We start from the raw sequence: 14,183 nt of genomic DNA, 5'->3' as shown, positions 1-14,183 counted from the left end.
GAAGGATTTCGCAAAGGAACTATCATGCAATTTGTTGAAGATGAACTTCAGACCCTGATCGACAAAGGTAGAAAACAGGGATACCTGACTTACGCCGAAGTCGGAAATTATCTCCCCGACGAATCAACCAGTTCTGAGAAACTGGACGGGCTTATCGCCGCCCTCGAAAAATCGGGCATCGAACTGGTTGAATCCGCTCCGGAAACCGACGAACCATCTCCTGCCGAATTGCTCCGCGCCGAAGCCGACGCTGCAGCCGCCGAAGCCCTCAAGTTCTCAGGAAAACTTCCCCGTCCCAGCGACGATCCGATCCGCATGTACCTCAGCCAGATGGCTGTCATTCCGCTGCTCAATCGCGACGAAGAGGTTGCTCTGGCGAAACGTATTGAAATCACGCGGACCCGTTACCGCCGCAGCGTTTTGGGTTGCCACTACGCCCTGTCGGCGACACTGGAAACACTGAAACGTGTCCACGCTGGTGAACTTCCGTTCGATCGCACGATCAAGGTTTCTCTGACGGAAAACCTGACCAAAGAGCAGATCCAGCAGCGGATGCCGCATAACTTTCGCACGATGAATCACCTGATTCGTGAAAACGAAAAAGACTTCAGCATCGTGATCAACAAAAACAAATCGAACACCGAACGTGGCGAAGCCAGAACTCGCTTCCTCAGTCGGCGTCAAAAGCTGGTGATCCTGGTTGAAGAGCTTAGCCTTCGATCGCGTCGCATCAGTCCGCTGATTCGCGAAATGCGAAAGTTCTCCGATCGAGTCAACTGGCTTCGTACGCAATTGACCAGCGATGAAGTTTCTTCGGTCGAACGTCGTCGTTTTCGCAGCGAATACATTCGTCTGGTTCGACTGTGCCAGGAAAGTCCGACGAGTCTTCAGAATCGCGTTGATGCTTGTGAGAAGCATTTCGAAGAATTTGAAAACGCAAAACGTCATCTTTCCAGTTGCAATCTTCGCTTGGTCGTTTCGATCGCCAAAAAGTATCGCAATCGCGGAATGAGTTTCCTGGACCTGATTCAGGAAGGAAACACAGGCTTGATGCGAGCAGTCGACAAGTACGAATATCGTCGCGGATTCAAGTTTTCGACTTACGCGACGTGGTGGATTCGCCAGGCGATCACGCGAGCGATCGCGGATCAGGCTCGCACTATTCGCATTCCGGTTCATATGATCGATGTGCTTTCGAAACTGCGAAACATTCAGAAAATGCTTTTGCAGGAAACAAAACGCCAGCCAACGATGGCTGAGATCGCAAAGGTGGCTCAGATCGACGTCGAAGAAGTCCGCCGTGTGATGGACATCGGACGTCACCCGGTGAGCCTTGATCGTCCCGTTGGCGAAGGGGACGATTGCAGCTTTGGCGAGTTCATTGAGGATTCGGCTACCGATAGTCCGGCACGCTCGGCGTCGAACGTGATTCTCCGCGATCGCATCGATGGACTGTTGAAGACGTTGACTTATCGTGAACGTGAAATCATTCGGTTGCGTTACGGTTTGGGCGACGGCTACACATACACGCTCGAAGAAGTCGGCCGAATTTTCAAAGTGACGCGTGAACGTGTTCGCCAGATTGAGGCCAAAGCGGTTCGCAAGTTGCAGAATCCTGTCCGCAGCAAGAAGCTTGAGGGCTTTGTCGATCTGGAAATTTTGCAGCAAATGGCAGAACGGGCGCAGGTGCGACCTCCTCAGAGTTCCACGACGCCCGCTCCTGCAACGCCATCGGTGGAAGACAAGCCTGAGTCTGCTTCGTCGATGTTCGAAGAGAGCTGGGAAGAGCCGCAAGCGGAACCAGCTTTGTCGCTGTTCACGGAAGATTTTTCGAAAGCGGCATAGGCAAAGTTGGCTCGCCGTTGGTAAATTCACAAGTCCAAAGCCGTCAGCGATGACGGCTTTTTTTGTACCCTGCCAAGTAGGTCAGTCTGGGACAGACTGATACATTGCATTCGTTAAGGAAACGTCTGGGACAGACTTGGCTACTTATCTACTTATCTTTATTTTCAAGTCTGGGACAGACTTGGCTACTTTGCGTTCTCATCTTCATCACAGGTCTGAGACAGACTTGGCTACTGACCTACCGTCATGCCCAAAACCACACCCTTTCACCAACGCACTGACGCACTCAACCAAACGCGGATCTGGAAAAACTGGTCTGGCTACTTGGTAGCGCCGCAGTATCAGTATTCGATCTCCACCGAGTACTATTCGATTCGAAATTCTGTGTCGCTGCTCGACACGTCTCCACTTTTCAAATATCGATTTTCCGGATCAGATTCCGTCGCCCTTCTCCGACACGCCCTCGCGCGTGACGTCGGCAAATGCAAAATCGGACACGCCCAATACAACGTATGGTGCGATGAAAAGGGATTCGTCGTTCAGGACGGAGTCATCATGCGGGTCGATGAAAATGAGTTCCTGCTAACTGCTGCCGAACCGGCTTTGCGTTACTTTCGCCAGATCGCAAGGACCAAAGGACTGAACGCGTCCACCGTCCAGGACGTCTCGGAGGCCTATGGAATCCTGGCTCTTCAGGGACCACACACTCACAACGTGATCTCGAAACTTACCGACGCCGCGACACCGCTGGGTTATTTTCAGATCGCTCAAACGGAGCTTCAAAATCGTCCTGTCACGATTTCACGCACGGGATACACCGGAGACCTCGGCTACGAGATCTGGATTCGCAGTGAGGACGCGATCGCGGTTTGGGATGCGATTACCGAAGCGGGAGCCGACTACAATTTGACGCCGGTTGGAACAACGGCTTTGAAAATGGCTCGTGTTGAAGCCGGGTTGTTGCTGATGGATGTCGACTTCGAATCGTCACGGTTCGCCTGGGTGGATGCTCAACGAGAGACTCCGATCGAGCTTGGATTTGGATGGATGTTCCGCAATCTGCAGGATGACAAACGGGACTTCATTGGACGCGAGGCAATAGAAGTAGAAATCTCGCGACAAACAAACCGCTGGACAACGGTTGGGCTGGCTATCGACTGGCACGACTACGAACGTGTGCATTTTAAAGCGGGAATCTCGCCGCCCAAGTACGAACTTTATCGCGAGGAAACGATGAGCCTCTATCGTCGGGGCGAAGCAGAGTGGGACTACGCCGGATATGCGTCAAGCTTTCTGTTTTCCTCATTGCTGAAAAAGCCAATTGCGATTGCCAAACTGCCGATCGATCTGGCAACTCCGGGGACGGAAGTCGACCTTGAACTTTCAGTGATCAAGAAACCAGTCAATGTTTTGGCTCGAGTCACCGACATGCCATTTTTTAATCCCGATCGCAAAACGGCAATGTTTCCCAAGACACGCCAAGGAGATGCATGATGGCAGAGAACTACGATGCGATCGTGATTGGCGGCGGGCACAACGGTCTGGTGAATGCGTGCTACTTGGCCAAGGCTGGCTTGAAGACGTTGTTGCTTGAGAAACGGCATCTTGTCGGTGGTGCGACGATCACCGAAGAGTTGCTCGAAGGATTTCAGTTCACGACGTTCTCGTACGCCGTCAGCCTGCTACGCCCCGACATTGTCGAAGACCTGGATCTTGCGAAGCACGGTTTGATGATTTTGCCGATGCCCAACACGTTTCAACCAGGCTACGACGGCGAGTACTTGCTGTTGGGCGCCGACAAAAATGCGAACTATCACGAGATCGCACGACATTCGATCGAAGACGCCGAAGGCTATCGAGAGCTTGGGCATTTGATCGATCGCGTCTGCTTTGCGCTCAAGCCGTTGATGGACAGCATCCCGCCGAATTCGATCAGTGACGATCCAGAAGATCAGGCGAGAATTGCCGAACTTGAAAACTGCAAGGAAGGGCTCGATGACGATGTGCGTTCGATGCTGGACTCGTTTCTGAACTGCAGCGCGGTCGAAATCCTTGAGCAGTTCATCGAAAGCAACATTGTCAAAGCGATGATCGCATCGAGCGGAATCATCGGCAGTCAAATCAGCCCGCGAGATCCGAAGTCAGGGCTGGTGTGGCTGTTCCACAAGCTTGGGGAATACGACGGCGTATCTGGCGACTGGGGTTTCCACAAGAACGGCAACGGCGGTCTGACCCAAGTAATGGCAAGAGCTTTCGAATCATTGGGTGGCACGATTCGTCTGAACTCGGCCGTCGAAACAGTACTCTATGACAGCGACGATACCTCGGGCGGCGTCTCAGGCGTCAGGCTCTTTGATGGAACTGAGATTCCCGCAAGCGTCGTGGTCAGTGCGCTGGATCCGAAACGTACCTTTACGCAACTTGTCGATTCCAACGACATGCCTGGCGACTTGATCGAAGCGATTTCGAACTACAAATTCCAGGGCTCTGCCTCAAAAGTCAACTTTGCACTCAGCGACGCTCCGACTTTTCCGGGTCTCGAAGGCCGGACGGACATCTTTCAGGGATTCACCAACGTCGGCCCGTCGATCGAGTATCTCGATGCCGCCTGGGAAGATTGCCAAGCCGGACGTTTCAGCCGTAGGCCGTTTATCGATTGCTGTTTGCAATCCACCGTGGATCCGGACATGAGCCCGCCAGGAAAACATGTGCTTTCATGTTTTACGATGTATACCCCTTACGCGTTGGCCGATTCGGATTGGGACTCGCAGCGAGAGCATCTTGGCGACGCGGTCGAAGAGACGCTTGAAGAGTTCTTTCCGGGCTTTCGCGAACTGGTGATTCATCGCGAGATCGTGACTCCGTTGGATATTGAGCGAGTTGTCGGACTGACCGAAGGCAACATCTTTGCAGGCGAACTGTTTATGCCCCAAATGTTCATGAACCGCCCTGCCCCGGGCTGGAATCAGTATCGGACGCCGGTTCGCGGGTACTATCAGTGCGGATCGGGCACTCATCCGGGTGGATGTGTCACCGGAGGGCCCGGAAAGCTGGCCGCAAAACAGATTCTTGGCGATTTGGCCGTGCGGGCCGAGGGCTGATTGAGCGCGTCACGCAAGAAATGTCGGACCAGTGGGACCTTTCAGTTTATCGATTGGTCAATTTGTCCTGGTTACTCGCGTGAACTAGCAGTGGACACTTTTAAATTACAAATCGCATGGGTTTAAGCCTCGGGTTCGCCGCAACTCGCGTTAAAATCTTGCCCAACTCTTGCCACTCGATATCCGTAATCTTTCACTTGGCGACCGCTCTCAAGGAAGCACTCATGAGCACCCAAACTCCCGCAGGCGAAAACTCAACTTCAGCGCCCGAAGCATTCGGCAACACTGCAGCTCCAGATTTCAAGACGGAAGTCAAGCAGTCGCGGAAGAAGCATTCTGGCCCCGGTGGACGCGATGCGACTTCGATTCCATTGCCAGCCGAAGTCAATCAAAAACGGATCTACTACAGCTATCTGATCAGCTTCATTGTGTTTCACTCGCTGGCCTTGCTGTGCTTCATTCCGTGGTTCTTCAGTTGGACTGGGTTCGCGTCGCTCGTGATTGGGTCTTACCTGTTTGGTGCCGTTGGAATTCCAATTACGTACCATCGTTTGTTGACGCACCGTAGTTTCAAAACGCCGAAATGGTTTGAGCGATTTCTCGTCGTGATCTCGCTATGCAATGGTCAGGAAACGCCTGCTCGCTGGGTCGCGTGGCACCGTCTGCACCACCATGAATCGGATCACCAGGAAGATCCACACAGCCCATTGGTGAACTTTCTGTGGTCGCATTTCCAATGGCTAATCTACGAAAACGGAAACACGAGCAAGTTCAGCATTTACAAAAAGTACGCCAAAGACATTCTCAACGATCCATTTTACATGTGGCTTGAGAAACGTACGTACGCAGGAGTTGCGATTTTTGCGGCGCACGGCGTTGTTATTTTTCTGGCCGCATGGCTGATCGCCGGATTGGTCATGGGATTCGGTATGGAAGCGTTCCAGCTTGCGTGCAGCGTGTTCGTGTGGGGCGTCATCGCTCGCGTGGTCGTGATGTGGCACGTGACCTGGTCGGTCAATTCGCTCAGTCACATGTTCGGCTATCGCAATTACGATACGGACGATCACAGCCGCAACAACTGGTTCGTGGCAATCATTTCATCCGGCGAAGGCTGGCATAACAATCACCATGCTGACCAGTCGGCTTGCACGGTTCAGCACAAATGGTGGGAGTTCGATTTGAACTACTACATCATCAAATCCTGGGCGATGGTCGGGCTTGCGTGGGACATCGTGCCTCCGATCCACAAGCGACGACAGCGACAGAACCGCGTCAATGGATGATGAAGAGCAGCGGATGATGAAGAGCAGCTCTGCTTTTTGAGATTTGAAATCTGGAAGAAGCAGCAACGACCTCGAGTCACTTCACCTGAAATCGCCGGTCTGCTGAAAGCCTGCCTGCCAGGCCTGTTGATGCCTTCCGTCTGCGATCCGTTCATGGATTCCAGGCGGTGTCGTCACTGGGGCTTTCCAAACGCCACCCGGCACACCCGTTGGGTTCGGTTGAGGACGGGATGCGAATGACTCGCGAGGCGTGACATCGCCCCAAGGAGTCAGTTCAGGAACTGTTTCTACGGTTTCAGCGAAGCCTTTCGCTCCAGTCGATGGATAAAGCTGACGTTCGACTTCCGGAATTCCTTCGCGTCCGGCCATTTGCATCCAAGTCCGAGCGTTCTGAGCGTTCTGAGCGTTCTGAGCGTTCTGAGCGTTCTGAGCGTTCGACTGGAACATCGATGCCTGCTGAGCCATCGGCCCGGGCATCCCATTCCACAATGGAGCTTGATTGACCGAAGCCATCGTGCCTGGAGCAGGTAGCAGAGGAGCCGTATAGGCAGTTCGATCGAAGATTTCCTCGAGCTTTCGTTTGAAGCTGAACGTCCGGGATTCGGGTCGATCTCCAGCCATCGCAGTCGTCATCGCCGGTTGAGAATATCCATCGAGCGAATATCCATCAACATTGCAACCACACGTAACTGACGTGCCCGGACAAGCGGGATTGCAACCATCATTGCAAGTTCTACCGACTACGCGTCCGTCGCGATCACGTGGAATACGGTTTCCGCGAAGTCGATCCCAAATCGTAAGCTTCGGACCGTTGCGTCGTCGAGACTTTGCGTCCCGAGAACAGGATGCGGCCGCACATCCGTGACCGCAACTACATGCTGCCGTTGCTGTTGGCTGGCAACCGTAAGGAACCGTTTCGAATTGTGAGTGAATTGGTTGAACGCTGGCGAATGACTGGGGCACCTGTTGAGGTGTCGGCAGATTCGTACTCACGCCGAAATCGCCAACGAATTGTTGCTGTCGATTTGGATACTGCCATTGCCCTCGAGGAGGAACCGACTGCTCGACCACCGATGTCAGTTGCGGTGCACCAGCAACATGCATTTGTGGCATGGCGTGACTTAAAATGCCAAGCGTGGAGAATGCGACGAAGGCAATCGCCACAGCGAGATAATTCTTTTCTGTTGTCAGTATGTTCATGGCAATTGGATCAATCGAAAGAACCGTTATTCATTCCAAAGGATCGGCACAATGGACACTTTCGACATGCGAATTCCGCTTACCCGCCTGTTGGGAAAGCCCGCTCGGAACCGTCCAATTTCGGCAAAGCTTTCAAACCACTTCCTGCGACATCTTCAGCCAACCGGAATCGCTTGGCAGCTTTACCCAAGATCTATTTTCCGTCCGCCGATTTCCGCTTGAGGCATCGAAGCTTGATCCTTGTTGGAGCGAGAGTCAGGAAGCTTTCGTTGGATGAGGCGACCTTGAGGGCGTTGTGAGGCCAACCCGTAACCATGCTACCGGCGACGCCGGAGATTCTGGAGCCGTTGTACAACTCAGGAGTTCGAAGGCCATGGGAAGAACGCGTTGGTCGTTCGCTGGTATTCGCGGTAAGCGTCGCCTTTCGATTCCAACGCCTGCTTTTCCGTCGCTGGAATGCCTGTTTTCTGCGTCAGGAAATAGTACATCGCGATTGGTGCAATGATCGACACCCATCCCCACGGCGTCGTGATCGCGAGGAAGACATAGCTAAACCAGTGCGTCCATTCGAAAAAGTAATTCGGGTGGCGACTGTAGCTCCACAGCCCCGATTTGCAAACCTTTCCATGATTGTCAGCGTTGCGTTTGAACTGATCGAGCTGTCGATCGGCGGTCCATTCTCCGACCATGGAAACCAGAAAGATCATTACTCCGACGAAGTCCAGCCAATTCAATGGGCTTTCATTGTTTGCGGCGAAGAAGATTGGAATCGAAAACAGAACGCAACCAATCGCCTGAATCTGGTAAAAGCGAAACAGCCGAACTTGAGCCGTCTTTCCCCATTCGGCTTTCAATTCAGTGTAGCGCCGATCTTCGGGCGAACGCAGCCAGCGAGACAGCAAATAGTGACTCAACCGCAGAGCCCAAGCCGAGACGAAAACTCCGGCGACAAGCCGACGGGAAACATTTCCGAAACCGACGACGCAGTAGAACAGCCCCAAAGAGGCAACCATCAGGCTCCAGAACACGTCCACGATTCCGGCGTCGTTGAGCCGTCTCTGCAACAGCCAGATGACGAGGAAAGCGATTTGTGCGATCACCAAACCGATTAGCGGCATGGCCTGATAGGCTGTCATGGTTCATCTCCGGAAGCGAATGTCGCTGGAGATTGTAGCAAATTTCAGTTCGCAAATTCGCGTCCGTATCAGGCTCCTGACATGGAAGTGCTAACGTCGATTTTGCTTCCCGGTTTGCCAAACATTGTCTGTACGCAGTGCACCCGTCGCTCTTCAAAGCCAGCTTCGCAGTACGAAAGATAGAAATTCCACATCCGGATCAAATTTTCGTCATAGCCCAGTGAGCGGACTGCTTCCAGACGCGAAAGAAAACGTCGTTTCCAATGGTTCAGCGTCGTTGCGTAGTGCGGCGTCATGTCTTCGGTGTGCAACATTCGCATATTCGTCGCGTCAGCCGCAGCAGCGTGAAGCGAACCGACCGTCGGCAAGCAACCGCCTGGAAAGACGTAGGCCCGAATGAAGTCGACGCTGCGAAGATACTCTTTCCAGTTCTGCGGGCTCATCGTGATCGCCTGCAGACACATGGCTCCGTCATCGCGTAGCAGAGAACTGCACTTTGCGAAAAAGCCATTCATGAACTCGTGTCCGACGGCTTCCACCATCTCGATCGACACAATTTTATCGTACTGTCCCGTCAGCGTTCGATAGTCCTGCTTCAGCACGGTGACTCGGTGTTGCATCTCGGCGACTTCGACTCGCTCACACGCCAAACGATACTGCTCTTCCGAAATAGTCGTCGTCGTCACGTGACATCCGTAGTGCGATGCCATGTGAACCGCCATGGCTCCCCAACCGGTGCCGATCTCAAGAACTTCGTCGCCCGGTTGAAGGTTCAACTTTTGACAGATGCGGTCCATTTTCGTCAACGACGCGGCGTGTAATGCGTCTTCGGCCGTTGAAAATTTACCCGCGGCAGCTTTCTGGTCGAAAATTCCGCTGGAATAGTTCATCGTCGGATCAAGAAACAGTTTGTAGAAATCGTTGCCAAGATCGTAGTGTTCGACAATGTTTCGCTTGCTACCCTGGACCGAGTTCTTCCGCGCCGCATGTTTGAGCCTCCAAATCATCGTACGAATTCGAGAGACGGCTTTGTTCAGCGACGATACCTGATCGATGTTGCGAATCATGATTCGGATCAGTGACGTCAAATCCGAACAGGACCACAGCCCGTCCATGTAAGTTTCCGCACTACCAATCGTGCCGCCCATCAGAATCCGGCGATAGAACGCAGAATCGGAAACAAGAATATTCGCCGAAAGCTCGCTTGGTGCATCGCCCAACTGGAAACGCTGTCCGCCCTGGAACAGGTTGATCGAACCGTGCTTGAGCCGTGAGAACCGTTCGAGCAGTCGTTCCTGAAACCTGGAAGCCTGAGCATCGTCGGAGCCCGCATTCAAAGGGCCGACTTCCCAATCGCCGGCGGGGAAATGAGGCTGGATTGAATCGGCAGACCGCGAACGCGAAATGGACTGACTTAGCTGGGGAGATACGTGGCTCATGGTTCAGGCTGGATCTTTCAAAGTATTGCGAGCCGTGGCTTCAGCTCGATGGTTCCAAGTTAGCGGATCTGGTTCGATATTTCCCGCAATAACGGGGGCAACTTCACGACTTTCATCGCTTTTTGAATGTGGAATATATGGGCAACCTTTAAGGTACAGCTTCAGAGCCTGCCAATAGATGCCGGCGAAGATTTGAGCCGTCATCATCGGGTATCGCAGCAGTATCCAGTTCAGCGACCACGCGGTGATCGGAACGCGTTCCATCAACATCGAGACATCGAATTTGCGTTCGCCCTGCTGAAAGTTCTGCATCTTCACCCCCAGCTGATCGCCAGGGATGGTGAACAGCATGCGATACTCCATATCCATTGGCATGAACGGCGACACGTGAAAATTTTTCTTCAGCCGTTCAATGACGACGCGTTTTTGTTCTTCACTGCCGTCCCCGCGAGCCGGCACGACGTAGATGTGTTGCTCGCCCCAAGGCGTGTTGTTGACTTCAGCGATAATGGCTTCGACACGATTGTCGTCGCGGTCAAAGCAGTAGTAGAAGCTGACTGGATTCATCGCAAAGCCGAAATGGCGAAACTGTGTCAGCAAACGGATTGGCCCGATGTCTTTATCGAAGGAGTGCTCTCGCAGCGTCGCGATCGCGGCCTCTCGCAGCGACAGTTCTTGCGGCTGAACTTTCATATGATCGGAACGACGGAATCGAACCGGTGCGGCGCGGCGAACTGACCAAAACAGGCGTTTCCGAAACAGCGTGTCGAGTTCGGCAAGGTCGACGTACATCATGTAGGCCGGGAACTTGAACGCATTCTTGACCGGAGTTTGGCGTCGATGGCGAATCGTTCCGCGATAGATACAACTTTCCAGTGCACTCATTGGGCAGCCACCGGTGAAGGCTGAGAGGTATTGGCTCGTTGCTGCAGAGCCTCCACGACACGCAGTCCGCTGACGACGCCGTCTTCGTGGAATCCGTTGCCCCAATACGCGCCACAAAACGAAGTCGCATTCGCGTCGCAAAGTTCCGCATGTCTGGCTTGCATTGCTTTGCGGCCGATGCTGAAAGTCGGATGAGCGTAGTCGATGGACGCGACGATATTTTCGTCACGGATCAGATCTTCTCCGTTGAGCGTGACACACCAGACGGTTTCTGTGTTCAGCGACTGAAGGATGTTCATGTTGTAAGTCACTGTCGCGGCATCGGATTCTTCAATCGGGTTGAAGTAGTTCCAACTGGCCCACGCGCGACGCTGTTTGGGTAGAACGTCTGATTGAGTATGAAGCAACGCAACGTTCTTTTGATACGGAAACGCAGAAAGGATCCCGGTTTCCGATTCCGTCGCGTTCCCACCAAGCATTCGCAAGGCTTGGTCACTGTGACAGGCGAAGACGACGTGATCAAACTCGTGGGATTGGCCGTTCGTTGTGACCGTCACCGAAGATGGCTCGCGATCTCCGAGCGTAAAATTCCGGACGACTTTCTGGACCGGGCTGTTTAGCTTGATCTGATCTGTCCAGCCATGCGTCAGCGCCTTGACGTACTGTTTTGAGCCGCCCTGGACGACTTTCCATTGGGGACGATCTTTGACGCCGAGCAAACCATGGTTCTTGTAGAACTCGGCGATGAAGCGAATCGGAAAGTCGCGGAACGAGTCATACGAAGCCGACCAGATCGCTGCCCCCATTGGCAAGAAGTATTGCTCGACGAACTGGGATGAAAAATTGTTGCGATTCAAAAATGAGCCGACGGTTTCGTTTTCGTCTGCGTCCGAATCGGCATCCAACATGGCCTCACCAAGCCGAAAGAATTTCATCAAGTCGTAGAGCAGTCGATAGAATTTTGGATTGAACAGATTTCGGCGTTGTGCAAAAAGTCCGTCAGGATCCGCGCCGCGATACTCCAACCCGGTACGCTCGCATTTGACGCTGAAGCTCATGATCGTGTCCTGAGACGGGACGTTCAGACGATCAAGCAGCTTAATGAAATTTGGATACGTCCGGTCGTTGAAGACGATGAATCCCGTGTCAATCGAGAGCGGCCCGTCTGGTGATTCGACGTCGATCGTGTTGGTGTGCCCGCCGATGTAGCTACCGGCTTCGAAAACCGTCACGTCATGTGTTTGCCGAAGTCGCTCTGCCGCGACCAGTCCGGATACTCCTGCTCCAATGACCGCTATTTTCATTAACTTGTCCGTTGTTCTGAGTTCGTGCCGCGGAAGCGACGTGTGTGCCACTACCCCAAATTGGTGGTGACTGCTTTTAGAACCGAATTCGCGACATCGGATTCACAAACATTTTGGATGGCTTCCCAGCCGGGCGAGGCGTTGACCTCCAGAACCAACGGATCGTCCGACCCGTTGTCGTATGCAATATCGATTCCAGCGATCTCGCAACGGTTAATTTTTGCAGCTTTCCTCGCCAATTCGACCTCTTTTGCATTCGGACGGTAACGTTCGGCGGTGCTTCCGCGAGCGATGTTGGTCAACCAACTACCAGCTGGTCCGATCCGGCGCATCGAGAAAATTTCTTCGCCCACGACCAGAATCCGAATGTCGCTGCCTCCATGGCGGACAAATTTTTGAAGATAGATGACTTCGCCCTGATCGACGAAGCGTTGCATCAAGCTCCGAGCTTCGGAGATTTCGCTCAGCCGATAGACGTGCTTGCCCATGCTGCCAAAGATTGGTTTGAGGATGGCATCACGTCCCATTCTCTCAAACGTGTCGAGGCCCTGCTCGACGGTCTGGCAAACTGCGAATGCCGGAATCGAAATCCCGTTGTCGGCCATCAAAGCCAGCGACAGGTATTTGTCGATCGCGATTTCAACGCTACGCGGCGAGTTGACGATTCGGATTCCTGCTGATTCCAAACGGTGCAGCAAATCCATGCGGAAAACGATCTGTTGCAATGAACCTTTGGGCATCGTCCGCACGATAACCGCATCCATCGCCTGGACAGAGTTGGCGAAATCCGAAAACGGAGCAATCTCTTCGATCCCGACCGAAGCGGCGAGAGTCGCAAAATCGACAGCGACGAGCTCGACTTTCTGTCCGTTGGCAGCCATCGAATTGGATCGTTGCAAGTCACGAAAATGCCAACTGGATTCCGGTGCGAGTACTCCAACCCGCAGGCTCACGAATTGGTTCCCCAGGACTGATGCAGCACATCGAATTTCTGTTCGCCGTACGAAAACGTATTGCCGCTGCGCAAATTGTTGAAGATGACTTTGGCGGGACTGAACAGCATTTTGTCGATCTTGTAAAAGTCGCGATCAAAGCTCTCGAAAATCTCGAGGAACGGTTTTCCAAAGTCCGCGGACGAACTGCTGGGAACACGGATTCCAATTTCTTCGATTTGACTGTCTTCACAATCGACGATCAACTGCACGACGGCTCCATAGAGCACAGCATCATTTGTCCAGCCTAACGCTGTGAGGTCATCCTTGGCGATCGGCGGCAGTGGTGCGGTTCCGAACGCGTTTTTGATGCAGCCAAGATCGAACTTGAGCTCGTGAAGCTTGTGCAGTGCTGTTTCAACGCTGCGAGCAACCACCTGAATCGTCCCCGGCAAGCTGGCGGTTCGCGCGACGCAAAGCTGCACGTGGTCGGGCGAGACTCGGCACTCGCTGGCGACGGCGGCGGCAACTGATTCGTCGGGAAGGTTTTTGGTTTCGAGGACGGCGACCACGATCTTGGAGGACGCCACCAACGAGTATTCGTCGAGGACTTCTTCTTTGCCTCTTGCTGAACGAGCCGGTCCGCTGCACATGGCAAAGTATTTTTCGAGCGAAAGCGGCCAACCGGCGTATTGAGCCGCCATGCAGCTTTGAAGTGGATAGTCCGTTTTAACGTCCACCCACATTGGAAAAGCTGACTGACCGTTGGTCGACAGGCTGACGTCGGCGAGGTCCGCCATGCAGATTTTCGCGAGCAAGGTACCGGCAGCAGATGCACCACATCGGTTGGAACCAAAGTCGAAAACTTCAGCACCGTTGGATAGCGTGTGGGTCTCAATTCCGAGAACGTCAAACGACGGACGGGACTGCTCCAACAGCAGGTTGGCGTTAGGATTGAGCCGATCGATGAATTTGGGTTGTGTAGACAACGGACTCTCTCGTTGTTGAAGTTCGAAGCGGCAATTGTATGCTCACGCGAGGGTGAGACATGATGGGAG

11 protein-coding genes are annotated in these 14,183 nt (G+C 53.4%); 4 read left to right on the top strand and 7 right to left on the bottom strand.

From position 1 onward, the window contains the following. The first annotated feature begins 24 nt into the window (after positions 1-24). From MFFC18_RS08440 to MFFC18_RS08425, 4 genes are all read left to right on the top strand, one after another. Positions 25-1,845 carry a sigma-70 family RNA polymerase sigma factor gene (locus MFFC18_RS08440; protein WP_084417301.1) on the top strand — a complete coding sequence of 607 codons (1,821 nt, stop codon included), beginning with the start codon at positions 25-27 and terminating at the stop codon, positions 1,843-1,845. Between the two features lie 246 nt (positions 1,846-2,091). Continuing rightward, on the top strand, positions 2,092-3,339 hold the full coding sequence (locus MFFC18_RS08435; protein WP_075085573.1) for an aminomethyltransferase family protein: 1,248 nt from the start codon (positions 2,092-2,094) through the stop codon (positions 3,337-3,339). Then, positions 3,339-4,946 carry a phytoene desaturase family protein gene (locus tag MFFC18_RS08430; RefSeq protein WP_157665202.1) on the top strand — a complete coding sequence of 536 codons (1,608 nt, stop codon included), beginning with the start codon at positions 3,339-3,341 and terminating at the stop codon, positions 4,944-4,946. The genes MFFC18_RS08435 and MFFC18_RS08430 overlap by 1 nt, the downstream gene beginning before the upstream one ends. Before the next feature lie 224 nt (positions 4,947-5,170). Continuing rightward, positions 5,171-6,229 (top strand): acyl-CoA desaturase, encoded by a 1,059-nt coding sequence (locus tag MFFC18_RS08425; protein ID WP_075085571.1) that lies wholly within the window; start codon positions 5,171-5,173, stop codon positions 6,227-6,229. An 81-nt stretch (positions 6,230-6,310) separates the two neighbouring features. Here the strand turns inward: MFFC18_RS08425 and MFFC18_RS24875 are convergent, their stop codons facing one another. From MFFC18_RS24875 to mch, 7 genes are all read right to left on the bottom strand, one after another. Next, positions 6,311-7,429 carry a hypothetical protein gene (locus tag MFFC18_RS24875; RefSeq protein WP_075085570.1) on the bottom strand — a complete coding sequence of 373 codons (1,119 nt, stop codon included), beginning with the start codon at positions 7,427-7,429 and terminating at the stop codon, positions 6,311-6,313. Between the two features lie 356 nt (positions 7,430-7,785). Beyond that, the gene (locus tag MFFC18_RS08415) at positions 7,786-8,565 is read right to left on the bottom strand and encodes a DUF1295 domain-containing protein (RefSeq protein WP_075085568.1); all 780 of its coding nucleotides are present in this window, start codon (positions 8,563-8,565) and stop codon (positions 7,786-7,788) included. Positions 8,566-8,633: 68 nt separating this feature from the next. Continuing rightward, complete coding sequence (locus MFFC18_RS08410) at positions 8,634-10,004, bottom strand: SAM-dependent methyltransferase (RefSeq protein ID WP_084417290.1); 1,371 nt, start codon at positions 10,002-10,004, stop codon at positions 8,634-8,636. 3 nt (positions 10,005-10,007) lie between these two features. Further along, the gene (locus MFFC18_RS08405; RefSeq protein WP_075085567.1) at positions 10,008-10,889 is read right to left on the bottom strand and encodes a DUF1365 domain-containing protein; all 882 of its coding nucleotides are present in this window, start codon (positions 10,887-10,889) and stop codon (positions 10,008-10,010) included. Next, the gene (locus tag MFFC18_RS08400) at positions 10,886-12,193 is read right to left on the bottom strand and encodes an NAD(P)/FAD-dependent oxidoreductase (protein WP_075085651.1); all 1,308 of its coding nucleotides are present in this window, start codon (positions 12,191-12,193) and stop codon (positions 10,886-10,888) included. Before MFFC18_RS08400 ends, MFFC18_RS08405 begins: the two co-directional genes overlap by 4 nt. 50 nt (positions 12,194-12,243) lie before the next feature. Continuing rightward, positions 12,244-13,146: an ATP-grasp domain-containing protein gene (locus tag MFFC18_RS08395; RefSeq protein ID WP_084417289.1), complete on the bottom strand. Its 903-nt coding sequence runs from the start codon at positions 13,144-13,146 to the stop codon at positions 12,244-12,246. Further along, a complete protein-coding gene (gene mch, locus MFFC18_RS08390) occupies positions 13,143-14,114 on the bottom strand; it encodes a methenyltetrahydromethanopterin cyclohydrolase (protein WP_075085565.1) in 972 nt (323 codons plus the stop codon). Before mch ends, MFFC18_RS08395 begins: the two co-directional genes overlap by 4 nt. Positions 14,115-14,183: the final 69 nt, after the last annotated feature.

Source organism: Mariniblastus fucicola, assembly GCF_008087665.1.
Lineage (GTDB): Bacteria > Planctomycetota > Planctomycetia > Pirellulales > Pirellulaceae > Mariniblastus > Mariniblastus fucicola.
The sequence above is the reverse complement of the archived record's forward strand: the minus strand, read 5'-3'. Positions and strand labels throughout refer to the sequence as shown.

Coding starts and splice junctions, on each gene's coding strand:
- MFFC18_RS08440 (WP_084417301.1), top strand. CDS start 25: ATGCAATTTGTTGAAGATGAACTTCAGACCCTGATCGACAAAGGTAGA.
- MFFC18_RS08435 (WP_075085573.1), top strand. CDS start 2,092: ATGCCCAAAACCACACCCTTTCACCAACGCACTGACGCACTCAACCAA.
- MFFC18_RS08430 (WP_157665202.1), top strand. CDS start 3,339: ATGGCAGAGAACTACGATGCGATCGTGATTGGCGGCGGGCACAACGGT.
- MFFC18_RS08425 (WP_075085571.1), top strand. CDS start 5,171: ATGAGCACCCAAACTCCCGCAGGCGAAAACTCAACTTCAGCGCCCGAA.
- MFFC18_RS24875 (WP_075085570.1), bottom strand. CDS start 7,429: ATGAACATACTGACAACAGAAAAGAATTATCTCGCTGTGGCGATTGCC.
- MFFC18_RS08415 (WP_075085568.1), bottom strand. CDS start 8,565: ATGACAGCCTATCAGGCCATGCCGCTAATCGGTTTGGTGATCGCACAA.
- MFFC18_RS08410 (WP_084417290.1), bottom strand. CDS start 10,004: ATGAGCCACGTATCTCCCCAGCTAAGTCAGTCCATTTCGCGTTCGCGG.
- MFFC18_RS08405 (WP_075085567.1), bottom strand. CDS start 10,889: ATGAGTGCACTGGAAAGTTGTATCTATCGCGGAACGATTCGCCATCGA.
- MFFC18_RS08400 (WP_075085651.1), bottom strand. CDS start 12,193: ATGAAAATAGCGGTCATTGGAGCAGGAGTATCCGGACTGGTCGCGGCA.